At 69.0% G+C, this 25,673-nt stretch carries 22 protein-coding genes and 1 pseudogene; 12 read left to right on the top strand and 11 right to left on the bottom strand.

Translation table 11 applies throughout. The annotated features are described in order from the left end of the window. Positions 1-38 precede the first annotated feature (38 nt). Together NOD94_RS20410 and NOD94_RS20405 are read left to right on the top strand one after the other, a co-directional pair. Positions 39-620, top strand: a complete 582-nt coding sequence (locus NOD94_RS20410; protein WP_281207437.1) for a Uma2 family endonuclease — start codon at positions 39-41, stop codon at positions 618-620. Between the two features lie 125 nt (positions 621-745). Beyond that, a pseudogene (locus NOD94_RS20405) lies at positions 746-1,078 on the top strand (DNA-binding protein). Between the two features lie 13 nt (positions 1,079-1,091). On the opposite strand, the gene NOD94_RS20400 reads toward NOD94_RS20405, so the two are convergent. The 4 genes from NOD94_RS20400 to ychF all read right to left on the bottom strand — a co-directional run bounded on the left by NOD94_RS20400 (position 1,092) and on the right by ychF (position 8,557). After that, positions 1,092-4,238: a DEAD/DEAH box helicase family protein gene (locus NOD94_RS20400; RefSeq protein WP_281207436.1), complete on the bottom strand. Its 3,147-nt coding sequence runs from the start codon at positions 4,236-4,238 to the stop codon at positions 1,092-1,094. Then, positions 4,238-5,416, bottom strand: a complete 1,179-nt coding sequence (locus tag NOD94_RS20395; RefSeq protein WP_281207435.1) for a hypothetical protein — start codon at positions 5,414-5,416, stop codon at positions 4,238-4,240. Before NOD94_RS20395 ends, NOD94_RS20400 begins: the two co-directional genes overlap by 1 nt. 17 nt (positions 5,417-5,433) lie before the next feature. Further along, entirely contained in the window at positions 5,434-7,179 is a 1,746-nt protein-coding gene (locus NOD94_RS20390) for a class I SAM-dependent DNA methyltransferase (RefSeq protein ID WP_281207434.1), read from the bottom strand. 289 nt (positions 7,180-7,468) lie between these two features. Beyond that, entirely contained in the window at positions 7,469-8,557 is a 1,089-nt protein-coding gene (ychF, locus tag NOD94_RS20385) for a redox-regulated ATPase YchF (RefSeq protein ID WP_281207433.1), read from the bottom strand. A gap of 288 nt (positions 8,558-8,845) precedes the next feature. Between ychF and NOD94_RS20380 the strand changes: the two genes are divergently transcribed. Next, complete coding sequence (locus tag NOD94_RS20380) at positions 8,846-9,244, top strand: DUF6542 domain-containing protein (RefSeq protein ID WP_281207432.1); 399 nt, start codon at positions 8,846-8,848, stop codon at positions 9,242-9,244. 47 nt (positions 9,245-9,291) lie between these two features. Here NOD94_RS20380 and ppgK read toward each other — a convergent pair whose 3' ends face one another. Beyond that, positions 9,292-10,038 (bottom strand): polyphosphate--glucose phosphotransferase, encoded by a 747-nt coding sequence (gene ppgK, locus NOD94_RS20375; RefSeq protein ID WP_281207431.1) that lies wholly within the window; start codon positions 10,036-10,038, stop codon positions 9,292-9,294. 55 nt (positions 10,039-10,093) lie between these two features. Continuing rightward, the gene (locus NOD94_RS20370) at positions 10,094-11,101 is read right to left on the bottom strand and encodes a 4-hydroxy-3-methylbut-2-enyl diphosphate reductase (RefSeq protein WP_281207430.1); all 1,008 of its coding nucleotides are present in this window, start codon (positions 11,099-11,101) and stop codon (positions 10,094-10,096) included. An 86-nt stretch (positions 11,102-11,187) separates the two neighbouring features. Here NOD94_RS20370 and NOD94_RS20365 point away from each other — a divergent pair, with 86 nt between their 5' ends. The 4 genes from NOD94_RS20365 (at position 11,188) to NOD94_RS20350 (ending at position 14,912) form a co-directional block, all read left to right on the top strand. After that, on the top strand, positions 11,188-12,585 hold the full coding sequence (locus NOD94_RS20365) for an APC family permease (protein WP_281207429.1): 1,398 nt from the start codon (positions 11,188-11,190) through the stop codon (positions 12,583-12,585). Positions 12,586-12,594: 9 nt separating this feature from the next. After that, positions 12,595-13,917: an exodeoxyribonuclease VII large subunit gene (gene xseA, locus NOD94_RS20360; RefSeq protein WP_281207428.1), complete on the top strand. Its 1,323-nt coding sequence runs from the start codon at positions 12,595-12,597 to the stop codon at positions 13,915-13,917. A gap of 56 nt (positions 13,918-13,973) precedes the next feature. Next, entirely contained in the window at positions 13,974-14,222 is a 249-nt protein-coding gene (locus NOD94_RS20355; protein ID WP_281207427.1) for an exodeoxyribonuclease VII small subunit, read from the top strand. 99 nt (positions 14,223-14,321) lie between these two features. Continuing rightward, positions 14,322-14,912, top strand: a complete 591-nt coding sequence (locus tag NOD94_RS20350) for a malonic semialdehyde reductase (protein WP_281207426.1) — start codon at positions 14,322-14,324, stop codon at positions 14,910-14,912. Between the two features lie 109 nt (positions 14,913-15,021). Here NOD94_RS20350 and NOD94_RS20345 read toward each other — a convergent pair whose 3' ends face one another. Beyond that, positions 15,022-15,549, bottom strand: a complete 528-nt coding sequence (locus tag NOD94_RS20345) for a DUF4245 domain-containing protein (protein WP_281207455.1) — start codon at positions 15,547-15,549, stop codon at positions 15,022-15,024. Positions 15,550-15,778: 229 nt separating this feature from the next. Between NOD94_RS20345 and glpX the strand changes: the two genes are divergently transcribed. Continuing rightward, the gene (gene glpX / locus NOD94_RS20340) at positions 15,779-16,810 is read left to right on the top strand and encodes a class II fructose-bisphosphatase (RefSeq protein ID WP_281207425.1); all 1,032 of its coding nucleotides are present in this window, start codon (positions 15,779-15,781) and stop codon (positions 16,808-16,810) included. A gap of 138 nt (positions 16,811-16,948) precedes the next feature. On the opposite strand, the gene NOD94_RS20335 is transcribed toward glpX, so the two are convergent. Further along, positions 16,949-17,326, bottom strand: a complete 378-nt coding sequence (locus tag NOD94_RS20335; protein ID WP_281207454.1) for a WhiB family transcriptional regulator — start codon at positions 17,324-17,326, stop codon at positions 16,949-16,951. Between the two features lie 194 nt (positions 17,327-17,520). Then, the gene (locus tag NOD94_RS20330) at positions 17,521-18,174 is read right to left on the bottom strand and encodes a DUF1707 domain-containing protein (protein ID WP_281207424.1); all 654 of its coding nucleotides are present in this window, start codon (positions 18,172-18,174) and stop codon (positions 17,521-17,523) included. A gap of 147 nt (positions 18,175-18,321) precedes the next feature. Between NOD94_RS20330 and NOD94_RS20325 the strand changes: the two genes are divergently transcribed. Beyond that, positions 18,322-19,989, top strand: a complete 1,668-nt coding sequence (locus NOD94_RS20325; RefSeq protein WP_281207423.1) for a fumarate hydratase — start codon at positions 18,322-18,324, stop codon at positions 19,987-19,989. On the opposite strand, the gene NOD94_RS20320 is transcribed toward NOD94_RS20325, so the two are convergent. Further along, a complete protein-coding gene (locus NOD94_RS20320) occupies positions 19,986-20,357 on the bottom strand; it encodes a hypothetical protein (protein WP_281207422.1) in 372 nt (123 codons plus the stop codon). The two genes, NOD94_RS20325 and NOD94_RS20320, sit on opposite strands and share 4 nt — an antisense overlap. Positions 20,358-20,410: 53 nt before the next feature. Here NOD94_RS20320 and NOD94_RS20315 point away from each other — a divergent pair, with 53 nt between their 5' ends. After that, positions 20,411-21,178, top strand: coding sequence for a glycerophosphodiester phosphodiesterase family protein (locus NOD94_RS20315; RefSeq protein ID WP_281207421.1), 768 nt, complete (start codon positions 20,411-20,413; stop codon positions 21,176-21,178). 88 nt (positions 21,179-21,266) lie between these two features. On the opposite strand, the gene NOD94_RS20310 is transcribed toward NOD94_RS20315, so the two are convergent. Continuing rightward, positions 21,267-22,799, bottom strand: a complete 1,533-nt coding sequence (locus tag NOD94_RS20310) for a ricin-type beta-trefoil lectin domain protein (protein ID WP_281207420.1) — start codon at positions 22,797-22,799, stop codon at positions 21,267-21,269. Positions 22,800-22,906: 107 nt separating this feature from the next. Here NOD94_RS20310 and NOD94_RS20305 point away from each other — a divergent pair, with 107 nt between their 5' ends. Both NOD94_RS20305 and NOD94_RS20300 read left to right on the top strand, forming a co-directional pair. Then, positions 22,907-24,310: a class II fumarate hydratase gene (locus tag NOD94_RS20305; protein ID WP_281207419.1), complete on the top strand. Its 1,404-nt coding sequence runs from the start codon at positions 22,907-22,909 to the stop codon at positions 24,308-24,310. A 113-nt stretch (positions 24,311-24,423) separates the two neighbouring features. Continuing rightward, complete coding sequence (locus NOD94_RS20300; RefSeq protein ID WP_281207418.1) at positions 24,424-25,143, top strand: DUF402 domain-containing protein; 720 nt, start codon at positions 24,424-24,426, stop codon at positions 25,141-25,143. The last annotated feature ends 530 nt before the right edge of the window (positions 25,144-25,673 follow it).

Here is a 25,673-nt window from a genome sequence, read left to right as displayed (position 1 = left end):
GCTCCTCGACCTGAGCTGCGGCCCGCTACCGTGAAGCCATGACCGCACTGCCCGACTGGATGCGCCCGCCGCGCGCGGAAGGCTGGTTCGCGGAGGACCTCGACCGCCTCCCCGAGGCACCCCGCCACACCGAGCTGATCGACGGAGCCCTCGTCTTCATGATGTCGCCCCAGAGGTCCTGGCACGGCCGCCTCGTCACCGCCCTGACCACCACACTCATGGCGCAGGCACCGGCCGGATTCGAGGTCGAGCGGGAGATGACGATTCGCCTCGATGCCCGCAACCGCCCCGAGCCGGACCTCTTGCTGACAGACCTGCCCTACGACCCCGACCGCACCTGGTACGCCCCGGAGGACGTGAAGCTCGTCGTGGAGGCCGTATCCCCGGAGTCCGCCCATCGCGATCGCACGGTAAAGCTGCGCAAGTACGCGGAGGCCGGCATCCGGCACTACTGGTGCATCGAGGACGAGGACGGGGCGCCCGTCGTCCACGTCTACGAGCTCGACGAACCCACCGGCGCCTACGCGCCCGCCGGGATCTTCCGGGGCACCCTCCGGCGCCCGGTGCCCTTCGAGGTCAGCCTGGACCTCGACAAGCTCACGCCGCCCCGCAACAGCTGAAAAGTCAGCACGGGAATGCGGAAGGGGTCGGACTCGCCAGAGTCCGACCCCCTCTTCCGACCTGCAGAGCTCCCACTTGCGGGGAGCCTGCGGCCAGGTCGCTGGTGCTGCGCAACGATCGCCGGATGATCACCCGGATCGAGGCTGCTCGGCGCGTGGGCGTAGCCGTCCTCGTGTCGGGCCCCGACGGCGGTGGATGCCGTCTACGGGAAGACGGATACCGCCCGACTGCGCTGGCTGCTCTCCCGCCTTAGGTCCAGGAGGTCACCCAGGCGGACAGTCTCACCGCGGTGCAGCTGCTGAGCGACGCCGGCGGCCTGCACGGCCACAAGTACGCCATCGACGCCCTCATAGCCGCGATGTCGCTCCGCTCGCCGGCACCCGTCCTCGTGCTGACCTCGGATCGCGACGGCTGGTCGAAACTGTGCGGCGACCGCGTACAGATCAAGGACGTCTGACCTCGGCGTCTACTCAGGTGTCCACCTGCTGATCGACTGCTGATTCGTAGAAGGCATCCGCAAGGGCAACGATGATCGCGTTGATGGCCGGCCCATCGGTGAAGAAGTAGTCAGCCATCGTGTTGTGGGCGTCCTGATTCTCTGCGACTGCCTCCGTGACGGCGGCTTGAAAATCCTGTGACTCCAGGAACTGCTTCTTGGAATTCACCTTGGTCTGCTGGACCAAGTTCGGGTCAGCGAGCAGAAGCTGCACGAGGCCATGTACGAACTCCCTGACCTGGGAGGCAGCGAACGTTTCAGCGCCGAATAGGTCATTCATCTTGTCTATGACGACCTGAAGGGCGACATACTTCGGGTCCTTCTTCGCCCCCGTGCCGGCGGCGCTGATGCCCTTCAGTTGTCCGTCACCCACGAGTGAGATGTCGACCGGGATCGTCTTGCTGTGCTTGACCCCGACCAGCACAACCTCGGAGAGATCCACGTCGGCCGCCCAAGCAGACTCGGCAATCACCTTCTCCAGCAGGCGCAAGAAGATCGAAAGCATCTCCATGTAGGGATCGCCGTAGTCGACGATCTGGGACATGAAGTCGTAGAGCCGTACGTAGGTAGAGACGTCCTTGCGAAACAGGTCGAGCTCTTGGAGCTTGACCTTGTCTTCCTCCTCGATCGCCCGCGTGTAGCGGCGCCGGAAGTCGTGCTGCGCCGGGCTGATCGCCGCCGAGAGAGCGTTGTTTCCCTTCCGCGTCACCCACAGTTCGGCGACCCTGCGGACATCGTCCTCGGTGTACATCCCGGCCTGGGCGAGCTTGTTGGCCAGGTGCACGACGACATACGGGTCGGTCTCGGTCTCCAGAGTCGCGTTTTTGAAATACGGCTCGAAGGCCGTCTTGATGTCCTCGGGCTTGTTGGCGAAGTCGATGACGAACGTCTTGCGCTTCTGCTCCCCACCAGCGGTGCGGTGGGTGCGGTTGAGGCGCGAGAGCGTCTGCACGGCGGTGACGCCCGACAGCTTCTTGTCGACGTACATCGCCGAGAGTAAGGGCTGGTCGAACCCGGTCTGGAACTTGTTGGCGACCAGCATGATCTTGTACGTGTCGCCCTTGTACGCGGCCGCCAGATCGGCCCCGGCACCGGGGTTCATGTTGGCCTCGGTGAACTCGTCGTCCTTCGACGGCTGCGGACCCCAGTCGGTATGCCAGGTCTCATCCTCTGGCATCGCCACCCCGCCCGAAAAGGCGACCAAAGTGCGGTAGTTGTATGAGGCGTCTTCGGCGCGACGCTTGGCGATGTAGGCGTCTATCGCCAGCTTGTACTTCACCGCGGACTTGCGCGAATCGGTCACCACCATGGCCTTCGCCTTGCCTTCGAGGAGGTAGGCGACGTTGGCGTGGAAGTGCTCGACGACGATCTGCACCTTTTGGCTGACGTTCGTCGGGTGGAGCTGAACCCACCTCATCAGTCCCTTGCGGGCGGCGGCCTCCTCGACCTCTCCCCCGTCACCGCTCTCGGCCCTGCCGGCGATCTTCAGCGCGGTGTCGTAGGACTGATAACCCTTGAGAACGTCGAGGATGTAGCCCTCCTCGATCGCCTGCTTCATCGAGTACAGGTGGAACTCGCGCGGCTTGCCGTCGGGCTCCTTGCGGCCGAACAGTTCGAGGGTCTTGTTCTTCGGCGTCGCGGTGAAGGCGAAGTAGGAGATGTTCTCCGACTCGGCCCGCTCGGTCATCTCCGATGCCAGCACCGACTCCACATCGACCTCGCCGCCCTCCTCGATCTCCTTGAGCTCCTCGGCCGTCAGTACCTGCTTCAGCTTCGAGGAGATCTGCCCCGATTGGGAGGAGTGCGCCTCATCAGCGATCACGGCGAATCGCTTGCCCTTCAGGCCGGTGTCGGTCCGGATCTCTTCCAGCGCATGCGGGAAGGTCTGCACCGTCACCGCGATGATGAGCTCGCCGTTCTTCAGCGCCTGCGCAAGCAGACCCGACTTTGACTTCGCGCCGGCCTTGCGGACGTCCTCAGGGCTGATCGTCGCGACAATCTTCTTGTTCCCGTCGATCTGCCGGATCGCATCCTGCAGCTGGGAGTCGAGCACGGTACGGTCCACGACCACGATGACGGAGTCGAAGACCTTCTTGTCGTCGGCATCATGCAGGCGGGCCAGCCCGTGGGCGGTCCAGGCGATGGTGTTCGTCTTTCCTGACCCGGCCGAGTGCTCAATCAAGTACCGGTGCCCGACACCCTCCTCCTTCACTGCGGCGACGATGCTCGTGACGGCCTCCCATTGGTGGAAGCGCGGGAAGAGCATGCTCCTACGCCGCACCGAGGTGCCGGTGGTGACGTCCCACTCCTCTTTGGTCTGCACGATCATCAGCCGCCCGATGACGTTCAGCCAGGCGTGCTTCTCCCAGACGCGTTCCCATAGGTACGCCGTCGCCGACCCGCCGTCCGCACCGGGCGGGTTGCCAGCACCACTGTCGAAGCCGATGTTGAACGGAAGGAAGTGGGTCTTCTCGCCCTCCAGCCTCGTGGTCATGGCCGCCAGGCCGTTGGAGACCGCGAAGTGCACCAGCGCCCGGTGGCCGAACGACAGCAGCGGCTCCGGGCGCCCGTTCGTCAATGGATTGCGGCGATGCTTGTACTGGTTGATCGCCTCGTCCAGCGACTGGGTGAAGTCGGTCTTCAGCTCGACCGTGGCCACCGGGAGCCCGTTGACGAAGAACACCAGATCAAAGGTGCGCTGGTCGGCAGTCGAGAAGTGCACCTGCTGCACCACCCGCACCCGCATCGCCTCGTAATGCGACACAGTGGTCGCGTTGAGAGAGGTTTCGGGGCGGAACTGTGCCATCTTCAACCGGCCGCCACCGATGTACTGAACCCCGTTGCGCAGGATGTTCAGCGTCCCGCCGCCATGCTCAAGCGGCTTATCCAAAGCTGCGGTCAGCACGTCAAGGAACTTCTCCTGCGAACCTGCCGCCTTCAGTGCCTTCTCATACGCCGTCTTCTGCGTCGCCTCCAGCCACGCGAACAGATCCGCCGGGAACAGCGCCCGCTCGCGGTCGTACTCGCCGCCGTCGTGGTCGTTCACCGAGTGCAGCCAGCCGCGGGCCCCGAGGTACTCGCAGATCTCTTTCTCGAAGACCTCCTCATTGTGGTCGGCCATTACGCCACCTCTCGTACGTCGATCTGCCCTGTCACGGCCGCCGTGATCAGCGCGGATCGGTGTTCGCGAGCGAGCTGGATGAACCGCTCAGTCTCGGCGATCAACGAGTTGATCTTAGCCGTCTGATCATCAAGATCTGCAACGATTCGACGTTGCTCATCCAACGGCGGAAACTGCAGAATTAGATTCCTGATATCCCGCTGCGAAATCTTCTGCATCGTTGGACTGGTCCCCTTTGATGCAAGGCTGATCTGGTATCTGGCGTGACCAGATCGGAGAGCATAGGAAACAAACTCCGGATCCACTCCACTGGAAACGGTCAGCCCGTAATTAAGATCACTGAGCATCAAGCGCGGATAGGCGCGGTCCACCACAGCGGAGGCCCCGACCAATTCCTTAGTATTAGCCCTGGACATGACGATCTCTCCAGGCTCGACCACAAACTCTGACCTGGGCGTTGTCTCATCCGGTAGCCGTTTACTCTGCGTCGGGTCGAACCTCCCACTGTTTGAGCATCCAACTTTCAGCACCCCCCACTCCGTCACCCCATTCACAGCGGCGGAGTCGCAGTTGGGGCTCCACCCCTGGCGGATCCGGGTGACGACGCGCCTAAGCGCGACCGGTTCCCCGCTGGCAGTGGCCATTGCCATGACAGCCGCCTTCCGCTCATGGAGCATCTCGATCAACCGCTGCTGCTCCTCGATCAGTGTGTCGACGCGGACCGTCTCGCGGTCGAGATAGTCAGCGATGGCCCGCTGTTCGGCGCGGTCGGGAATGTAGGCATCGATCGTCTTCAGGACCGAGAACGGCACCTCCGTGGTCCGAACGTTGGCTTGGTCGCCTGCACCGATTCCCCGCTCGCGCTTGATGAGTTCCGCGGTGAACCACGAAGACTTCATCAGGTACGCGACGAAGTGTGGGTCGGTCCCTTGGCGTGGTCGCATGACCTCGTAGTGGTATGTAACCAACCCATCCTCTGCCGCGACGCCCATAGCGCCAGAGCGGATGCTCATCTTGTTGAAGACAAGATCGTTGGCTCGGCACACCTTGTAGTTGTCGAGGGACTCAGCGCGCTGAGGGGCGTCCGTCAACTCGCTTCGCCGGATGACACCTCGCGTCTGGGACACCGACATGAGCGGAAGTTCGACACCCGGGATCCGCTCGTCGATTTTCTCCATCGCGTGACCGAAGCGCGTCACTGCTCTACCTCCCGCAGCAGGTCAAGAATCTTGGCAACCTGCTTTTCCAGGTCGGCATCGATCTCGGCTAGAGGGCGAGGTGGAACGTACTTATAGAACTGGCGGGTGAAGGGGATTTCGTAGCCGATCTTGGTCTTGGCCCTGTCGATCCAGGCGTCAGGCACATGCGACTTCACCTCTGCGTTGAAATACGCCTGGACGACTTCAAGCTCCCCTGCCGCACCGGCGATTGAGCCGCCGTAGGTGAAGGGCACGTTTTCGGTGTCACGCTTCTTCGGGTCGGGCTTCGGGATGCCTTTGCGGTCGACGACAGGCTTCCCGTCCTCATCGAGCAGGGGACGCTCGACGGTGACAGTCCAGTAGCCGAACTCGTCGTTGCGCAGCACCTTGGAGTAGTCGGGATCGGCGTCCTCGAAACCGTCGTACAGCCGCACAATCTCGGCGCGGTCATGGTCGCTGATCTCACGTCCCTTGGATCCGAGGTTCTTGCGCATCTTGGTCCAGAACGACGTGCCGTCGATCAGCTGCACCTTGCCCTCGCGGTCGGGGTGCTTGGTGTTGCCCAGAATCCAGATGTAGGTGGCGATGCCGGTGTTGAAGAACATGTTGGTCGGCAGGGCGACAATCGCCTCGACAAGGTCCTTCTCCAGCAGCCACCGGCGAATGTTGGAAGGGCCGGATTCGGCGGCGCCACTAAAGAGCGGAGAGCCGTTCATGACGATGCCGACGCGGCCGCCGCCATCCTCGGGTGCGCGCATCTTGTGGGCGAGGTGGAGCAGGAAGAGCATCTGCCCGTCGGATGTCGCGGGGAGGCCCGGTGCGAAGCGGCCGCAGGGGCCGGCCGAGTCGCGCTCCTCCTTGACCGCCTTGGCGTACTGCTTCCAGTCCACACCGTAAGGCGGGTTGGACATGCAGTAGTCGAACTGGCGGCGCCTGAAGGCATCGTCGGTCAGCGTATTGCCGAAGGCGATGTTGGTCGCGTCGTGGCCCTTGGCGAGCAGGTCGGACTTGCAGATGGCATACGACTGCGGGTTGTACTCCTGACCGTACAAGCCCAGTTTCGCGCCAGGATTCTCGGCGAGCAGGTGCTCCTCGGCCAGGGAGAGCATGCCGCCGGTGCCGGCGGTGGGGTCGTACAGCGATCGGATAATGCCGCCCTCGGTGAGGTCGACGTCCTTCTCCGCGAAGAGCAAGTCGACCAACAGCCGGATCGCGTCACGCGGCGTGTAGTGGTCGCCAGAGGTCTCGTTCGCTGCCTCGTTGAACTTGCGGATGATGTATTCGAAGGCGTCACCCATGTCGGAGTTCGACACCACATCAGGGTGGAGGTCGACCTTACCGAAGGACTTGACGATCTCGCGTAGGAGCCCGGCCTTCTCCAGAGCCAGGATCTCCTTCTTGAAGTCGAAGTACTCGAACACGTCCACGTCGCTGGAGAACCGGTCGATGTAGTCGGCCAGGTTGTCCGCCAGCCCGTCCGCGTCGGCCAGCAAGTTCGCGAACGAGTAGTTGGAGGTGTTGTAGAAGGTCCGCCCTGTGGCCTTCTTGACTTCGACCTTGAGCCGGTTCGGGTTCTCGAACTTCGCTGCCAGTTCTCGCACCGTCGCCTGATCGGGCTCAAGGATGCAGTCGAGCCGCCGCAGGATCGTGAACGGGAGGACCACAGTCCCGTACTGGTTGGGGCGATAGGGGCCCCGAAGCTGGTCAGCGATGGACCAGATGAAGCTACCGAGCGTGCTCACAAGTTCCTCACGAGAATCGTCTAGCAGTGCCGATCACTTTGCCAGAGCCAGCAGCCACCGTCCCACGGTTCAGCCACTCACCGGTGCGGATCCCAGCACCGGCAGCGCATCCGCGTGCCAGCACAATCCCAGCACGGTACGAATGGCCAGGGATGACGACAGGTGACTAGGAGTCAGTTATCCCAGCACCATCCCAGCACGGGAATATGCAAAGGGCCCGGCTCCGAAGAGTCGAGCCCCATCTGACCTGCATGTTTGCCAGGTCAGCGACGTCGCGATAAGTCAGCCGCTACACGTTGAAGCGGAACTCCACCACGTCGCCGTCCTGCATGACGTACTCCTTGCCCTCCATGCGGGCCTTGCCCTTCGAGCGGGCTTCGGCCACCGAGCCGCATTCGACCAGGTCGGCGAAGGAGATGACCTCGGCCTTGATGAAGCCGCGCTGGAAGTCGGTGTGGATGACGCCCGCCGCCTCGGGGGCCGTGGCGCCCTTCTTGATGGTCCAGGCGCGGGTTTCCTTCGGGCCGGCCGTCAGGTAGGTCTGGAGGCCCAGGGTCGTGAAGCCGACGCGGCCGAGGGTGGCCATGCCGGGCTCCTCCTGGCCGACCGACTGGAGGAGTTCGAGGGCCTCGTCGTCCTCCAGCTCGATGAGCTCCTGCTCCAGCTTCGCGTTCAGGAAGATCGCCTCGGCCGGGGCGACGAGCGCGCGCTGCTCGTCCTTGAAGGCCTCGTCCGTCAGCTCGTCCTCGTCGACGTTGAAGACGTACAGGAACGGCTTCGTCGTCAGGAGGTGGAGCTCGTGGAGGAGGTCGCCGCGCTCCGTGCCCTTGGTGATGCCCTTCGAGAAGAGGGTGTCGCCGGCTTCGAGGATCTTCTTCGCCTCGACGACGGCCGCGAGGACCGCGACCTTCTCCTTCTGGAGGCGGGACTCCTTCGTCAGGCGGGGCTCCGCCTTCTCGATGGACTGGAGGTCGGCGAGGATCAGCTCGGTGTTGATCGTCTCGATGTCGTCCTTGGGCGAGACCTTGCCGTCGACGTGCACGACGTTCTCGTCCTTGAAGGCACGGATGACCTGGCAGATCGCGTCCGACTCGCGGATGTTCGCGAGGAACTTGTTGCCGAGGCCCTCGCCCTCCGACGCGCCGCGCACGATGCCGGCGATGTCGACGAAGTCGACCGTCGCCGGGAGGACCTTCTGCGAGCCGAAGATGCCCGCGAGGACGGCCAGGCGCGTGTCCGGGACGCCGACGACGCCGACGTTCGGCTCGATGGTGGCGAACGGGTAGTTGGCCGCCAGCACGTCGTTCTTGGTCAGGGCGTTGAACAGGGTCGACTTGCCGACATTCGGCAGGCCGACGATTCCGATCGTGAGCGACACGTTGGCGACTTCCCGTAGCTGGAGGGGGCGGCGGCCCGGAGGTGGGCCACCGGACAGTTTACTTTCAGATGAGTGCCACTCGATGTACGCGTGTCCGGGCGGCCGTACGGGGGGCGTCCCGCCTAGTTTGGTGGGGTGGAGCAATACAGGATGCGTTCGGTACGTCACCCTCAGGCGCCCCAGCCGCCTCAGGAGCCCCCGGCGCCCCGGCGCCCGGCGCCCGTCGGGGGCGTACCCGCGCAGGCGCAGCGGCCCCGGCCCCGGACGCCGGACGGGCGTCGCCGCCGGATGCCCCGGCCCCGGCTGACCGGGCTCGGCGGCGGGCTGCTCGCGTGCACCGGCATGCTGCTGGCCGCCGGGATCTCCTGGCTGCTCTTCGGTTCCTCGCTGTTCGTGTACGGGCTGCTCTTCCTGCCCGTCGCCGCCGCGACCGCGCTGTGGGTGCGACCGGCCGACCTGGTCACGGCGCCCGTCTCCGTCCCGATCGCCTTCGCCGCCGGGGTGTGGCCCGTGTCCGGCGGCTCCGGCGGCTTCGCCGGGGAGCTGATGGGGGTGGTGTCCGCGCTCTCCCTGCACGCCGGGTGGCTGTACGCCGGCACCCTGGTCGCCGCCCTCATCGCGCTGACGCGCCGCGCGGTGCTGAGCGGCCGCCGCCGCGCCGCCCGTCGCGGCACGGCGGCCTACTAGGGCCTGCCCCCCCCAGCACCTCCGGAGGGCCGGCCGCCCGGGGGGGCCTACTCCGCCAGGTCCCGCGCCGCCATCGCCGCGCCGACGATGCCGGCGTCGTTCTGCAGCTTCGCCGGGACGATCTCGGCCCGGATGCCCTCGATCAGCGGGAGGAACTTCTCCGGCTTGCGGCTGACGCCGCCGCCGAGGACGAAGAGGTCCGGGGAGAACAGCATCTCCACGTGGGCCAGGTACTTCTCCAGGCGGCGGGCCCAGTGCTGCCAGCTGAGGTCGCCGTCCTCCTTGGCCTTGACGGAGGCGCGGGTCTCCGCGTCGTGGCCCTTCAGTTCGAGGTGGCCGAGCTCGGTGTTCGGTACGAGCAGGCCGTCCCGGAAGACGGCGCTGCCGATGCCCGTGCCGAGGGTGAGCAGGATGACCGTGCCCGAGACCCCTCGTCCCGCCCCGTAGGCGATCTCGGCGATTCCCGCCGCGTCGGCGTCGTTGAGGACGGTGACCTTCCGGCCGCCCAACCGCGAGGACAGCAGGGACGCGGCGTCCAGGCCGATCCATCCCTGGTCCACGTTGGCGGCCGACCGGGTGATGCCGTGCGTGACCACGCCGGGGAAGGTGACCCCGACCGGGCCCTTCCACGAGAAGGCGTCCACCACCTCGGCAACGCAGCCGGCCACCCCCTCGGGGGTGGCCGGGTGCGGTGTCAGTACTTTGTGGCGTTCCTGCGCCAGCTCGCCGCGGTCCAGGTCCACGGGAGCGCCCTTGATCCCTGAACCGCCGATGTCCACACCGAAGATCTCCATGGGATCACCGTACGAAGCGGGCGCTCCGGGAGCTAGTCGTCCGCGCCGCCGGGACCTAGGACCTGTCGTCGAGCAGCCCCGCCGCCTCGGCGCGCAGGTCGCGGCGCAGTTCCTTCGGCAGGGAGAAGACGATCGACTCCTCGGCGGTCTTGACGATCTCGACGTCCGCGTAGCCGCGCTGCGTCAGCCATTCCAGGACCTCCTCGACGAGCACCTCCGGCACCGAGGCGCCCGAGGTGAGGCCGACGGTGGTGACGCCCTCCAGCCAGGCCTCGTCGATCTCCGACGCGAAGTCGACCAGGTGGGCGGCGCGCGCGCCCGCGTCGAGGGCGACCTCGACGAGGCGGATCGAGTTCGAGGAGTTCTTCGACCCGACGACGATGACGAGGTCGGAGTCGGCGCCCATCACCTTGACGGCGGCCTGCCGGTTCGAGGTGGCGTAGCAGATGTCGTCGCTCGGCGGGGAGACGAGCAGCGGGAACTTGGTCTTCAGGGCGTCGACCGTCTCCATCGTCTCGTCGACGGAGAGGGTGGTCTGCGACAGCCAGACGACCTTCGACTCGTCGCGCACCTTCACGTTCGCGACGTCGTCGGGGCCGTCGACGATCGTGATGTGGTCCGGTGCCTCGCCGGAGGTGCCGATGACCTCCTCGTGGCCCTCGTGACCGATGAGGAGGATGTCGAAGTCCTCGTTGGCGTAGCGGATCGCTTCCTTGTGCACCTTGGTGACCAGCGGGCACGTCGCGTCGATCGTCGCGAGCTTGCCGCGCGCGGCCTCCTCGTGGACGACGGGGGCCACGCCGTGCGCCGAGAACATCACGATGGAGCCCTCGGGGACCTCCTCGGTCCGCTCGACGAAGATGGCGCCCTTCTTCTCCAGCGTCTGGACGACGTACTTGTTGTGCACGATCTCGTGGCGTACGTAGACCGGCGCACCGTACTGCTCCAGGGCCTTCTCGACGGCGATCACGGCTCGGTCCACGCCCGCGCAATAGCCGCGGGGGGCGGCGAGCAGGACGCGGCGGGATGCGGGAGCGGGGGCGGGTGCAGTCATGTCCTCCATCGTACGGGGGGCTTCAGCAGGCCGTACGTCCCCCGTCCGGCACACACTTGCCCGAAAGCCTGTCCCGCCTATCCCTCGGAGGACGGATGGCGTCCGTCACGGATTCCGGTACGCCCGCGCCCACCGCCCTGCGGCGGAGCCTCGGCTTCCGGGACCTGGTCGTCTACGGTCTGCTCTTCATCGCGCCCATGGCGCCGGTCGGGGTCTTCGGCACCCTGGACGCCAAGTCGCACGGGGCGGTCGCGCTCGTGTACCTGGTCGCGACGGTCGCGATGGCCTTCACGGCGTTCAGTTACGCGCAGATGGTGCGGGTGGCCCCGCAGGCCGGTTCGGTCTTCACGTACGCCCGCAAGGGCCTCGGGGAGGGGCCGGGGCTGATCGCCGGGTGGATGGCGATGCTGGACTACCTGCTGATCCCGGCCGTGGCGTACCTGTTCTCCGGGATCGCGATGAACGCGCTGGTCCCGGAGGTCTCCCCGTGGGTGTGGACGGCCCTCGCCGTGGTGATCACGACCCTGCTGAACCTGTGGGGGGTGCGGGCCGCCGCCCGGGTGGGGTTCGCCGTGCTGGCCATGGAGATCGTGGTCCTGCTCGTCTTCCTGGTCGCGGCGGTGGTGGCACTGGCGGACGGCGGGGCGCGGCGCGGCTGGCTGTCGCCGCTGACGGGGGACGGTTCGCTGGGCTTCTCGGCGGCCGCCGTGCTGGGCGCGGTGTCGGTGGCGGTCCTGTCGTACCTGGGCTTCGACGCCATCGCCTCGTTCGCCGAGGAGGTGACGGGCGGTTCCGCGCGGGTGGCGCGGGCGGTGCTGTTCTGCCTGGCGGTGACCGGGGTGCTGTTCGTCGCGCAGACCTACCTGGCGGCGCTGCTGACCCCGGTGTCCTCGGCGGAGCTGGCCGCGGATCCGGGGCTCCAGGGGCCGGCGTTCTACGACACCGTCGAGTCCGCGACGGGGTCGTGGCTGCACGACCTGGTGGCGGTGAGCAAGGCGATCGGGGCGGCGTTCGCGGCGCTGGCCGGGCAGGCGGCGGCGGGCCGGCTGCTGTTCGCGATGGCCCGGGAGGGCCGGCTACCGCGGGTGTTGGCGCGTACCTCGGACGGCACCCCGCGGGCTGCGCTGCTGGTGGCGGCGACGGTGACGCTGGTGGCGGCGGTGTGGGCGGCGCGGCGCGACGACGGTCTCGATCACCTGGTGTCGGTGGTGGACGTGGGGGCGCTGGTGGCGTTCACGCTGCTGCACGCCTCGGTGGTGGGCTGGTTCGTGGTGCGGCGCGCGGACGGCCCGCCGAACTGGTGGAAGCACCTGGTGGTGCCGGTGCTGGGCGCTCTGGTGACCGTCGCCGTGATCGTGGAGGCCTCCTGGGAGGCACAGGTCGTGGGGGCGGTGTGGCTGGTGGTGGGTCTGGGGGTGCTGGTGGCCCAGCGGGGCCGACGCGCCGCGGAACGGTCCGACGGGCCCGGTACCGGTGTCGGCCCCGGCGACTAGCCTGCGTGCATGGGTCTGAATACGTCGGCTGATGCGCCGCTGCCGGTCGGTCAGGTTTCCCGGCTCATCGGGGGCTGGATCGACCGGTTGGGTCAGGTGTGGGTGGAGGGGCAGATCACGCAGCTGTCCCGGCGGCCGGGTGCGGGGGTGGTGTTCCTGACGCTGCGCGATCCGTCGCACGACATCTCCGTCAGCGTGACCTGCTTCCGGCAGGTCTTCGAGGAGGTCGCGGACGCGGTGACGGAGGGCTCGCGGGTCGTCGTACTGGCGAAGCCGGAGTGGTACGCCCCGCGCGGGCAGCTGTCCCTGCGGGTGACGGAGATCCGGCCGGTCGGCATCGGCGAGCTGCTGGCCCGGCTGGAGCGGCTCAAGCGGTCGCTGGCCGCGGAGGGCCTGTTCGCGATGGACCGCAAGAAGCCGCTGCCGTTCCTGCCGCAGCTGATCGGGCTGGTGGTGGGCCGCGCGTCCGCGGCCGAGCGCGACGTCCTGGAGAACGCCCGGCGGCGATGGCCGGCCGTCCGCTTCGAGGTCCGCAACGTGGCCGTCCAGGGGGTGCACGCGGTGCCCCAGGTGGTGCGGGCGGTCGAGGAGTTGGACGCCCGCCCCGATGTGGACGTGATCATCGTGGCGCGCGGCGGCGGCAGCGTGGAGGACCTGCTGCCGTTCTCGGACGAGGAGGTCGTACGGGCGGTCGCGGCGGCCCGTACTCCGGTGGTCTCGGCGATCGGGCACGAGCCGGACTCCCCGCTGCTGGACCTCGTCGCCGACCTGCGGGCCTCGACGCCCACGGACGCGGCGAAGAAGGTGGTCCCGGACGTCGGGGAGGAGCTGGAGCGGGTACGTCAGCTCCAGGGCCGGGGGCTGCGGGCCCTGCGCGGACTGCTCGACCGGGAGGAGCGGGGGCTCGCGCACGCCCTGGCACGCCCGGTCTTCGTCCATCCGCAGCGGATGGTGGAGACCCGGGAGGCCGAGGTGGAGGCCTTGCTGGCGCGCGGCCGTCGCACGCTCGGGCACCTGCTGGACCGGGCCGACTCGGAGCTGGCGCACACCCTGGCGCGGGTGGTGGCGCTGTCGCCGGCGGCGACGCTGGAGCGCGGGTACGCGGTGCTCCAGCGGGCGGACGGGCACGTGGTGCGCGCCCCGGGGGAGGTCGCGGCGGGCGACGTGCTGCGGGCGCGGGTGGCGGCGGGCACGTTCTCGGTGGCGGTCGTGGAGGTTCCGGACGGCGGCGACGCGACGCGGGCCCCGGACGGGGCCGACGACACGCGGGCGCCGGACGGCGCGGAGGCGGTCGCGGAAGGCGCCCGGAGCACCGGAAGCGACGCCTCCTGAAGCGACACACTGCGGCAACAAATTCGATGTACGACACACATACGATGGGAACGGGAATGACTGACACCGAAACGGCGCTGGGTTACGAGCAGGCCCGCGACGAGCTGATCGAGGTCGTCCGCAAGCTGGAGGCCGGCGGGACCTCGTTGGAGGAGTCGCTGGCGCTCTGGGAGCGCGGCGAGGAGCTGGCGAAGGTGTGCCGGCACTGGCTGGAGGGGGCTCGCGCCCGACTGGATTCGGCGCTGGCCGCGCGGGACGCGGAGTCGGACGGGGCCGGCCCGGACGGGGCGGGTCGCCCGGAGTGACCCCGATCACCCCGCGCCGATTTAGTTGAAAATTCACCTACTTTCGCCGTAGAGTCGGAGACATCGCGCTTCACCTCCGTTAAAGAAGAAGGCTTTCCGATGTCTCTCGTTCTCGACGCCGCCGCTCAGGACCTGCTGTTCCGCGAGGCCCGCACCGCCAACACCTTCTCCGACGAGCCGGTGACCGATGAGCAGGTCCAGGCCATCTACGACCTGGTGAAGTTCGGCCCCACCGCGTTCAACCAGACCCCGCTGCGCATCACCCTGGTCCGCTCCCCCGAGGCCCGCGAGCGCCTCGTGAAGAACATGGCCGAGGGCAACCAGGCCAAGACCGCCGCCGCCCCGCTGGTCGCGATCCTGTCCGCCGACAACGAGTTCCACGAGGAGCTCCCCCAGCTGCTGCCGCACTTCCCGCAGGCCAAGGACGCCTTCTTCTCCGAGCGTCCGGTCCGCGAGCAGTCCGCGCTGGTCAACGCCGCGCTGCAGGCCGCGTACTTCATAGTCGGCGTCCGCGCCGCCGGCCTCGCCGCCGGCCCGATGACCGGCCTGGACTTCGCCGGCCTCCAGAAGGACTTCCTGGACGCCGACCACACCCCGCTGATGGTCATCAACATCGGCAAGCCGGGCGAGGACGCCTGGTTCCCGCGCAGCCCGCGCCTGGCCTTCGACCAGGTCATCACCACCGTCTGAGCACCGCCCGGCGGCCGCCGGGAGCACGACGAAGAGGCCGCCCGCCCCCGGTATTGCGGGGGCGGGCGGCCTCTTCGCGTACGCGTACGCGATCCCTCGCGCTCGGGGACTACCGGGCGTCCGGGCCCTGCTTGAACTCCAGCGCCCCCACCATCCGCGCCAGCTGTTCGAAGGGGGCAGTCCCGGTCACGACGGTGACGTAGCCCTGCTCCTGCCGGACGAGCGCGTCGTACTTCTCGCCCTCCCAGCGTTCCCAGGTCCGGTCGCCGATCTGCTCGGTCCGCCCGGCGGCCCGCGCGCCCTGGGTGACCTTCGACAGGTACTTCGGCGAGACGTCGGTGGACTGCTCGACCGCCACGTACTCCTTGCCCGAGGCGAGGAAGCCCAGGTGCCAGGCGTTCGCGTTCTTGCGCTCGTAGGTCACCGAGGTCGCCCGCCACTCCTCGGGCAGCCCCACGGGAGCCGCCACCGGGTACGGCGCCGCGCGCCGGGCCGTGATGGTCTCCACCCGGTAGTCGACCGTGCGCGTCGGATCGGCGTCCTCGTCGTGCGGGACGAAGATGTAGATCCCCGCCACGACCAAGCCGATCACCGCCAGCGATCGGACCATGTCCCAGATCGTCTGCTTGCCCTTCATACCTGCCACCGGACCATCGTCCCGCATCCCGCGGGGGCGATCACCGCCGGGGTGGCCGTGTCGGGCCCGCACGCGAAAAGGGCCGTCCGAGCGCAAGATGTCCGCTCACGCCAACCCCTTGACCGATATTCCGCTCATACGTGACCCGGCCTGCTCAATATGTCGACGTACCGATAGAGTTCCAGCACCCTCACATCCCGGCCGTCGTCGTACAGAAAGGTGCGCTCCGATGACCGAGCACAACCTGCCGCCCCAGCTCGAAGTCCATCCCGACTCCCCCGACCGCAACCTCGCCCTGGAACTCGTCCGGGTCACCGAGGCCGCAGCCCTGGCCGCCGGCCGGTGGGTCGGCCGCGGCGACAAGATCGGCGCCGACGGCGCCGCTGTCAACGCGATGCGCACCCTGATCTCCACCGTCTCGATGAACGGCGTCGTCGTCATCGGCGAGGGGGAGAAGGACGAAGCCCCCATGCTCTTCAACGGTGAGCGGGTCGGCGACGGCACCGGTGCCGAGGTCGACATCGCCGTGGACCCGATCGACGGGACCACGCTCAACGCCAAGGGCATGCCCAACGCCATCGCCGTCCTGGCGGCCGCCGACCGCGGCACCATGTTCGACCCGTCCGCGGTCTTCTACATGGACAAGCTCGTCACCGGCCCCGAGGCCGCCGACTTCGTCGACATCAACGCCCCCGTCGCGGTGAACATCCGCCGCGTCGCCAAGGCCAAGAGCATCGCCGTCGAGGACGTCACCGTCGTCATCCTGGACCGCCCCCGTCACGAGGGCATCGTCAAGGAGATCCGCGAGACCGGCGCGCGCATCAAGTTCATCTCGGACGGCGACGTCGCGGGCTCGGTCATGGCGGTGCGCGAGGGCACCGGCGTGGACCTGCTCCTCGGCATCGGCGGCACGCCCGAGGGCATCATCTCGGCCTGCGCCATCAAGTGCCTCGGCGGCACCATCCAGGGCAAGCTGTGGCCCAAGGACGACGCCGAGCGCGGTCGCGCGATCGACGCCGGCCACGACCTGGACCGCGTCCTGACCACGACCGACCTGGTGTCCGGCGAGAACGTCTTCTTCGTCGCCACCGGCATCACGGACGGCGAGCTGCTGCGCGGCGTCCACTACCGCTCGGAGACCGCGACGACGTCCTCGCTGGTCATGCGCTCGAAGTCGGGCACGATCCGGCAGATCGACTCCACCCACCGGTTGTCGAAGCTGCGCGCGTACAGCGGGATCGACTTCGACCGCGCCAAGTAGGAGCGGCCGGTAGGAGCGGCCGACCCGAGGGCGGTACGACGTGAGGGGCGGTCCCGCGTGCGGCGGGCCCGCCCCTCTCGCGTCCGTACGTACGTCGTACCGCGCGCCCGGCCGGGGCCGGGGCGCGGCGGGTCGGGCTCAGCCCGCCGCGGCGATGGGCCCGGGCCCGGCGGCGCCGGGCAGCAGTTCGGTGGCGCGCCGCCTGCGCCGACCCAGCACGACCCGCCGCTCGGCGGCGGTGAGACCGCCCCAGACCCCGTAGGGCTCGGGCTGGAGCAGGGCGTGTTCGCGGCAGGCGACCATGACGGGGCAGCGCGCGCAGACCCGCTTGGCGGCCTCCTCGCGGGCGAGCCGGGCCGCGGTGGGTTCCTTGGAGGGGGCGAAGAAGAGCCCCGCCTCGTCCCTGCGGCACACCGCCTCCGCGTGCCAGGGGCCGTCCTCCTCCCGAGCCGGCACCCGCGGCTTCGGCACGGCGGCCGTCCGCGTCGGAAGGCTCTGGACGACGGCTGCCTGCAGGGACTGATGCGGCGGATGCGGCACGGTCTACTCCTGACGACGTATACGCGAGCGAGAGACGATGCACCAGTCCCTACCCGCTGGGCGTGCCCCTATGCCCCACGGGCCGCCGGGCGCGGGAGGTTCGACCGAAATACGACGCAGGCCCGAAACCCCCGTGCGTCCCCGCGCGCGACGCCCGGCGCGCGGACCGCTCAGCCCTCCGCGCGCTTGCGGAGCTTGAGGGCCAGGTCGACCAGTCGGGCCCCGGGCTTGGGGCGGGCCTCGATGTTGCCGAGCAGTGAGAAGCCGCGGACGATCACGACCGGCGCCTGCGGATCGGTGGCTCCACGGGCCTGACCGCCGACCTCGAAGTTGCCGAGGACCCCGCTGCCGTAGCCGCGCAGGGTGACGTTCTCCGGGACGATGATCTCGACGTTGCCGAGCACCGACGTCACGTTGATCTCGGTGATCTGCTGCTCGAAGACGGCCTCGGTCAGGTCGATGTTGATGTCGCCCATGACCGAAACGGCCCGGGTGCGGGCTCCCGGGCGCCAGCGGCCCTTGCGCGCGGAGGCGCTGCACACGGCGACGACGGTCTCGGTCCAGCCCGAACCCGGGGCCGTCACGGGGGCGGCCGCCGCGGACCCGGGGGCGGCCGGGAGGTCCCGTACGAGCACGTCCAGCTCGCCGACCGTCTTGAAGGCGTAGAGGGAGTCCAGCCGATCGGAGTGCTCCTCGGCGGTCAGCCGGCCCTCGGCGAGGGCGTCGGAGAGGATCTGCGCGATCCGGTCCCGGTCGGCGTCGGAGGCGCGCAGCTCGGAGGGCGCGGCGGCAGCGGGGGCGGCGGGGTGCTTTTCCAGGTCCACGACGCCAGCATAGCGAGACACGATAGATCGCGATACTACTGAGTGAGCCCTACCTCACAGACATGGCGCCGCCGGGAGGTCCTACGCTTGATACCGCGCTGCCAAATTGGTCGCCAGCGCCGTCTGCCGATTGAAGGAATGCCCCCAATGCCGGAGTTCGCGTACACCGACCTGCTGCCCCTGGGCGAGGACACCACCCCCTACCGGCTGGTGACCGCCGAGGGCGTGTCCACCTTCGAGGCGGACGGCCGTACGTTCCTCAAGGTCGAGCCGGAGGCGCTGCGCAAGCTCGCCGAAGAGGCGATCCACGACATCCAGCACTTCCTGCGCCCCGCGCACCTGGCACAGCTGCGTCGCATCATCGACGACCCGGAGGCCAGCGCGAACGACAAGTTCGTCGCGCTGGACCTGCTGAAGAACGCGAACATCGCCGCGGCCGGCGTGCTGCCGATGTGCCAGGACACGGGCACCGCGATCGTCATGGGCAAGCGCGGCCAGAACGTGCTCACCGAGGGCGGTGACGAGGCGGCGCTGTCGCGCGGCATCTTCGACGCGTACACGCGCCTGAACCTGCGCTACTCGCAGATGGCCCCGATCACCATGTGGGAGGAGAAGAACACCGGCTCGAACCTGCCCGCGCAGATCGAGCTGTACGCGACCGACGGCGGCGCGTACAAGTTCCTCTTCATGGCCAAGGGCGGCGGCTCCGCCAACAAGTCCTTCCTCTACCAGGAGACCAAGGCGGTCCTCAACGAGGCCTCCATGATGAAGTTCCTGGAGGAGAAGATCCGCTCGCTCGGTACGGCGGCCTGCCCGCCCTACCACCTGGCGATCGTCGTCGGCGGCACCTCCGCCGAGCACGCCCTCAAGACCGCCAAGTACGCCTCCGCGCACTACCTGGACGAGCTGCCCCGCGAGGGCTCGCCGCTCGGCCACGGCTTCCGCGACGAGGCCCTGGAGCAGCAGGTCTTCGAGCTGACCCAGAGGATCGGCATCGGCGCGCAGTTCGGCGGCAAGTACTTCTGCCACGACGTGCGCGTGGTGCGCCTGCCGCGCCACGGCGCATCCCTGCCGGTCGCCATCGCCGTGTCCTGCTCGGCCGACCGACAGGCCACCGCGAAGATCACCGCCGAGGGCGTCTTCCTGGAGCAGCTGGAGACGGACCCGGCTCGCTTCCTGCCGGAGACCACCGACGAGCACCTGAACGAGGCCGCGGACGTCGTCTCCATCGACCTGAACCAGCCGATGGACGACATCCTGGCGACCCTGACCGAGCACCCGGTCAAGACCCGCCTGAGCCTGACCGGACCCCTGGTCGTGGCGCGCGACATCGCCCACGCCAAGATCAAGGAGCTGCTGGACTCGGGCGCGGAGATGCCGCAGTACCTGAAGGACCACCCGGTGTACTACGCCGGCCCGGCGAAGACCCCCGAGGGCTACGCCTCCGGCTCCTTCGGCCCGACCACGGCCGGCCGCATGGACTCCTACGTCGAGCAGTTCCAGGCGGCGGGCGGCTCCAAGGTCATGCTGGCCAAGGGCAACCGCTCGCAGCAGGTGACGAACGCCTGCGGCACGCACGGCGGCTTCTACCTCGGCTCCATCGGCGGCCCGGCGGCACGACTGGCGCAGGACTGCATCAAGAAGGTCGAGGTCCTGGAGTACGAGGAGCTCGGCATGGAGGCGGTCTGGAAGATCGAGGTCGAGGACTTCCCGGCGTTCATCGTCGTGGACGACAAGGGCAACGACTTCTTCCAGAACCCGGCCCCCGAGCCGACGTTCACCCACATCCCGGTCCGCGGTCCGGGACTCGGCTAGGGGCTGTCCGCCACCCCGGCCGAGGCCGCCCCGCGCAGCAGGGCCGCCTCGACCGGGGTGGCGTCGACGCCGTTCGCCCGCGCTTCGCGCAGCTCGGGGAGGCTGAGCCGGTACAGGGCGCGGACCGCGATGAGCGGGACGCCGTCCGGGCCGCCGACGGGGAGGTGGACCGTGCCCTCGGCGGCGATGATCCGCTCGCGCACCCAGGGTGGGGTCGGGGCCCGGCCCTCGTCGCACGCCCGGACCTCGTACCGCGCGCAGCACATGCTCTCCTCCCAGCGCAGCCGGCCGTCGACGATGCGCTGCCGCGCCTCGAAGCGGCAGGACGGGCAGGGCTCGCAGTGAAGTGTCACGAAGTGTTCAGCCACGGGTGGAGCATGCCGTCCGGGGCCGGCCCGCGCACCGGGATAACGTCGGCGGCATGACGCAGTCGTTCCTTCCCGCCGCCCGTGACGTGCGGGTCGTCGCCCACCGGGGGGCCTCGCACGAGCACCCCGAACACACCCTCGCCGGCTACCGGCAGGCCATCGCCGACGGGGCGGACGCCCTGGAGTGCGACGTGCGGCTGAGCGCCGACGGGCGGCTCGTGTGCGTGCACGACCGGCGGGTGGAGCGGACCTCGGACGGGCGCGGGGTCGTGTCGGCCATGACGTACGAGGAGCTCGCCGCCCTCGACTTCGGCGGCTGGAAGGGCCCGGAGCACCGCGGCGCGCGGGTGCTGCTCTTCGAGGACCTGCTGCGGGAGGTACTGGCGGCGCCCCGGCCCGTCGGGCTGGCCGTGGAGACCAAGCACCCCACGCGGGCGGGCGGGCGGCTGGAGGCCGAGCTCGTCCGGGTCCTGCGGGCGCACGGCCTCGCGGACGGCTCCGACGGTCGCGTCGAGGTGATGAGCTTCTCCCGGAACGCCCTGGTCCGGCTGCACCGGCTGGCGCCCGGTCTGCCCGCCGTGTACCTGATGGAGCGTCGCCTCAGGCCCGCGCGGCCGCCGTACGCGACCCACGCGGGACCGGGCATCGATCTGGTGCGCCGGGATCCGGGGCTGGTGGGGCGGCTGAAGGCCAAGGGGCTGGCGGTGCGGGTGTGGACCGTGGACGAGCCCGAGGACGTGGCGCTGTGCGTACGGCTCGGCGTGGACACGATCATCACCAACCGGCCGCGGGACGTGCGCAAGGTGCTGCGCGACCTGTGAGGCCGCGGGCCGGAAGACACCCGGCCGACGCGTGCCGGCCGGGCGTGGGGGCGGGTATGGGGATCGGGGGCGGTCGGAAGGCGTGCGGTTACGCGAAGCGCTGGTTGGTGGAGCCGTCGCAGGTCCGCAGGCGCAGTTGCTCGTGCGCGGCCGACACCGTCAGGCACATGCCCGTCGCGGCGGCGGGGCGCAGGGTGGCGCCGTCACGGACGAACTGCTGGTTGGCGCCGCCGTGGCAGTTCCAGAGGATGAGGCCGGTGCCGTTGCCGTAGGAGGCGCCGGGGACGTCGAGGCAGCGGTCGTGGGTCAGTTCGACGCGGAGGGACTTGCGGGCGGTGTCGTACCACCAGCCCTGGTTGCGGCCGCCGTGGCAGTCCCAGCCGACGACCTTGGTGTTGTTGGCGCTCGATCCGCCGGAGGCGTCGAGGCAGTTGCCTGTGGCCGCGTTCGTCAGTGGCGCGTACAGGTCGTCCCAGGCACCGGCCTGCAGGACGGGGGTGCCGGTGCTCGCCGGGTCGGCGCAGGAGGCCTCGCGCAGGCCGGAGTCGTAGAACTGGGTGAGGCAGGACGCGAAGGCGCCGTGGCCCCGGTAGTTGGGGTGGAAGGACTGGCGGGCGGTGTTCTCGTCCCACGGGAAGTGGTCGCCGAGGTCCAGGTAGAGGCCGCGGGCCCACGTGTCCTCCATGCAGACCTCGTGGCCGTGGAAGAGCCGCGAGTTGTCCAGGTAGAGGGCGCCGGAGTCGCGGGCGGCGGCGCGCATGCCCTTCTCGAAGGTGGGGACGGCGTGGTTGCGGCCCCAGGTGGCGTCCGAGTCGTAGCCGGCGCAGCCTCCGGGGAGCTTGCCGGGGAAGTTCGGGTTGTCGCCGAAGTCGGGGCCGATGGGGCTGGGGTAGCCCATGACGACGAGCTTGTAGTCGGAGTCGGCGTAGCCGGCGTCGCGCATGACGGTCCGCAGGTCCCCGACCGTCGACTGGACCTTGGGCTTCAGGCCGTCGACGCGGGCCTGCCAGCCGGGGGCGTACTTGGGTTCGCAGGTGCCCTGGATGAGCACCCAGCGGGTCACGCAGTCGGTCATGACGGGCCCGAACTGGAGGTCGTCGTTGGCGCCGGCGACCAGCAGCACCATTTTGATCTTCGTGTTGCGCGCCTTGATCGCCAGGCTGTCGCTCTGGACGAGCTCGTCGGCGTACTGCTTGGCGCCGCCGATCCTGATGTTGCCCGTGTACCCGCCGGAGCAGGCTACGTTGAAGGTCAGGTCGGCCTGGATGCCCGTGCGGTGGATGGCCGCGTCGGGCGAGCGGTGGCACTGGTTGTTCGGTGTGTTCGTCGCGGGGTCGTAGTTCCCGACGCCCTCGCCGGAGATCTCGCTGTCGCCGAGCGAGATGAGCCCGGTCCTGCGTTGGGCGGCCGGGCGGATCGCCGGGTCCCCGTAGATCCGGGTGGCCTCGGCGGCCCGGATGGCCTCCAGTTCCGGCGACAGGGGGGTGACCGCGCCCGCGGTGGCGGCGGGGGCGGCCTGGGCCATGGGGGTGATGACGGTGACGCCCCCGAGGGCGGCCGCGATCGCCGCGACCGACGCGAAGGTAGATCTGAGCCTGGATTTCGTACGCGCACGTGCCATGAACGCCTCCCCGAAATCGGTGTTACCCACGGTATTTACTGGTGGGTAGGGGAGTTGGGAACACTTCGAACAAGACAATTGCTCAACTTTTTCAGGAGGTCACGAACATGACTGAAGATCAGCAAGCCGAAGCGTTCCGGATCGAGCACGACTCGATGGGTGACGTACGGGTCCCCCTCCACGCCAAGTGGCGCGCGCAGACCCAGCGCGCGGTGGAGAACTTCCCCCTGTCGGGCCAGCGGCTGGAGCGCGCCCACATCTCGGCACTGGCCCGGGTCAAGGCGGCCGCCGCCGTGGTGAACGCCCGCCTCGGCGTGCTGGACGCGGACATCGCGGAGGCCGTCCGGTCGGCCGCCGAGGAGGTCGTGGACGGCCGTTGGGACGACCACTTCCCCCTCGACGTGTTCCAGACGGGTTCCGGCACCTCGTCCAACATGAACGCCAACGAGGTGATCGCCACCCTCGCCACCGAGCGGCTGGGGCGCGAGGTCCACCCCAACGACCACGTCAACGCCTCGCAGAGCTCCAACGACGTGTTCCCCTCCTCCATCCACATCGCCGCCACCGCCGCCGTCACCGGCGAGCTGATGCCGGCGCTGGAGCACCTGGCCGCCGCGCTGGAGCGCAAGGAGACCGAGTTCGCCGAGGTGGTCAAGGCCGGGCGCACGCACCTGATGGACGCCACCCCTGTCACCCTGGGGCAGGAGTTCGGCGGGTACGCCAGCCAGGTCCGCTACGGGGTCGAGCGGCTGCGGGCGGTCGTCCCGCGGCTTGCCGAACTGCCGCTGGGCGGCACGGCCGTCGGGACCGGCATCAACACCCCGCCCGGGTTCTCCTCCGCCGTGATCGCCGAGGTCGCCAAGGCCACCCGACTGCCACTGACCGAGGCCCGCAACCACTTCGAGGCGCAGGGCGCGCGCGACGCCCTCGTGGAAACCTCCGGAATGCTGCGGACCATCGCCGTATCACTCACCAAGATTTCGAACGACCTTCGCTGGATGGCCTCGGGGCCGCGCACAGGATTGGCCGAAATCAATCTCCCGGATCTGCAACCGGGGTCCTCGATCATGCCCGGAAAGGTCAATCCGGTCGTCCCCGAGGCCGTTTTGATGATCGCCGCCCAGGTGATGGGGAACGACGCGACGGTCGCCGTGGCGGGCGCCGCCGGCAATTTCGAGCTCAACGTGATGCTCCCGGTGATGGCCCGGAACCTGCTCGAATCGATCCGCCTGCTCAGCAACGGAAGCCGGCTCCTGGCCGACCGCACCGTGGACGGGATCACCGCGAACGCCGAGCGTGCCAGGGAGTACGCCGAGTCCTCGCCCTCCGTGGTGACCCCGCTGAACCGCTGGATCGGCTACGAGGAGGCCGCCAAGGTCGTCAAGAAGGCGCTCGCGGAACGCAGGACGATCAGGGAGGTCGTGCTGGAGTCCGGCTACGTCGAGCGCGGAGACCTCACCCTCGAACAACTCGACGAGGCGCTGGACGTCCTGCGGATGACCCGCCCCTGACCCGGCCCTGAGCTGTTACCGGACAGGGGCCGAATCCGGTCGTTTACCGTCCCCGGGCACCTCGGTGACCTGCACCGCAGCCACCGTAGGGGCGCCAGCCCTAAGATCTGCGCATGACAGGTACCTTCCGGCCCGGGGACGGCCCGGCGCGGCGCGGAGCGCGCGACGGGACGCGGGACACGCTCTGGACGCCCGGGGAGCAGATCCTCTGGCGCTACCGCGACCACGGCCCCGGGCTGACGGGCCCGGTCCACATCTGCCGCCCGGTCACCGTCGTGCAGGACACCGACGAACTGCTGGCGGTGTGGATGGCGCCGGGCACCGAATGCGTCAAGCCGGTGCTCGCCGACGGCAGCCCCGTGCACCAGGAGCCGCTCGCCACCCGCTACACGGCGCCGCGCACCACCGTACGGTCGCGCTGGTTCGGCAGCGGCGTGCTGAAGCTGGCCCGGCCCGGGGAGCCGTGGTCGGTGTGGCTGTTCTGGGACCGGGGCTGGCAGTTCAAGAACTGGTACGTGAACCTGGAGGAGCCCCGCGTCCGATGGGCCGGCGGGGTGGATTCCGAGGACCACTTCCTCGACATCGCCGTCTACCCGGACCGCAGCTGGAAGTGGCTGGACGAGGACGAGTTCGCGCAGGCCCAGCGGACCGGCCTGATGGACCGCCGGCAGGCACGGCGGGTCCGGGAGGCGGGTCGCGCGGCGGTCGAGGTGATCGACGCGTGGGGGGCGCCGTTCTCCGGCGGCTGGCCCGACTGGCGGCCCGATCCGAGCTGGGACGTTCCCCCTCTTCCTGAGGACTGGGACCGCACCCCGGCTCATATGACCTCATGAGACCCTTGATGCGCCCCCGGGGTTGAAACGTAGGATCGTCCTCCGCCGGTCGTGCGCGGGGCCGCCACCAGGTCCCGCAGTCGTAAATGACCTGCGGCGACCGGGACTTGACCGGGGGTCAACGCTGAACGAGAGGTAACGAGCGGGACGCGGAACCAGGGGGCGGAGGTGTCCCCGCCGCTGAGCGGGTATACCGCGACTGACCGAGTTGAGTGCAGCGCACATCCAGCGCAAACGGACGGAATTCCACGCGTGACGGAGTATCCCACCTCCCAGGAGGGCCCGCAGCCCGCCGGTGCCTCCGGCGGAGGTTCGGACGAGGCAGGCCACGGCAAGGCCCCGATCGCGGCCGCCGAGGCCGTACGCACGCATGCGCAGGTTCCGGTCTCCGGCCAGGGCGGCGCCGAAGTCCCGCGCCCGCGCGGCACCGCCGCCCCGGCTCCGGGCCCCGGACAGCCCGCGGAGGCCTCCCGGGCGTCCGGGCAGTTCCGAAGAGCACACCTCAGAACACCACACACAATATAAAATCG

The sequence above is a fragment of the Streptomyces sp. Isolate_45 genome, assembly GCF_024721315.2.
Classification (GTDB): domain Bacteria; phylum Actinomycetota; class Actinomycetes; order Streptomycetales; family Streptomycetaceae; genus Streptomyces.
Note: the sequence above shows the minus strand (reverse complement) of the source record. Positions and strands in the feature narration are given on the sequence as shown.

Coding starts and splice junctions, on each gene's coding strand:
- NOD94_RS20410 (WP_281207437.1), top strand. CDS start 39: ATGACCGCACTGCCCGACTGGATGCGCCCGCCGCGCGCGGAAGGCTGG.
- NOD94_RS20400 (WP_281207436.1), bottom strand. CDS start 4,238: ATGGCCGACCACAATGAGGAGGTCTTCGAGAAAGAGATCTGCGAGTAC.
- NOD94_RS20395 (WP_281207435.1), bottom strand. CDS start 5,416: ATGGAGAAAATCGACGAGCGGATCCCGGGTGTCGAACTTCCGCTCATG.
- NOD94_RS20380 (WP_281207432.1), top strand. CDS start 8,846: ATGCCCCGGCCCCGGCTGACCGGGCTCGGCGGCGGGCTGCTCGCGTGC.
- ppgK (WP_281207431.1), bottom strand. CDS start 10,038: ATGGAGATCTTCGGTGTGGACATCGGCGGTTCAGGGATCAAGGGCGCT.
- NOD94_RS20370 (WP_281207430.1), bottom strand. CDS start 11,101: ATGGAGGACATGACTGCACCCGCCCCCGCTCCCGCATCCCGCCGCGTC.
- NOD94_RS20365 (WP_281207429.1), top strand. CDS start 11,188: ATGGCGTCCGTCACGGATTCCGGTACGCCCGCGCCCACCGCCCTGCGG.
- xseA (WP_281207428.1), top strand. CDS start 12,595: ATGGGTCTGAATACGTCGGCTGATGCGCCGCTGCCGGTCGGTCAGGTT.
- NOD94_RS20355 (WP_281207427.1), top strand. CDS start 13,974: ATGACTGACACCGAAACGGCGCTGGGTTACGAGCAGGCCCGCGACGAG.
- NOD94_RS20350 (WP_281207426.1), top strand. CDS start 14,322: ATGTCTCTCGTTCTCGACGCCGCCGCTCAGGACCTGCTGTTCCGCGAG.
- NOD94_RS20345 (WP_281207455.1), bottom strand. CDS start 15,549: ATGAAGGGCAAGCAGACGATCTGGGACATGGTCCGATCGCTGGCGGTG.
- glpX (WP_281207425.1), top strand. CDS start 15,779: ATGACCGAGCACAACCTGCCGCCCCAGCTCGAAGTCCATCCCGACTCC.
- NOD94_RS20325 (WP_281207423.1), top strand. CDS start 18,322: ATGCCGGAGTTCGCGTACACCGACCTGCTGCCCCTGGGCGAGGACACC.
- NOD94_RS20315 (WP_281207421.1), top strand. CDS start 20,411: ATGACGCAGTCGTTCCTTCCCGCCGCCCGTGACGTGCGGGTCGTCGCC.
- NOD94_RS20310 (WP_281207420.1), bottom strand. CDS start 22,799: ATGGCACGTGCGCGTACGAAATCCAGGCTCAGATCTACCTTCGCGTCG.
- NOD94_RS20305 (WP_281207419.1), top strand. CDS start 22,907: ATGACTGAAGATCAGCAAGCCGAAGCGTTCCGGATCGAGCACGACTCG.
- NOD94_RS20300 (WP_281207418.1), top strand. CDS start 24,424: ATGACAGGTACCTTCCGGCCCGGGGACGGCCCGGCGCGGCGCGGAGCG.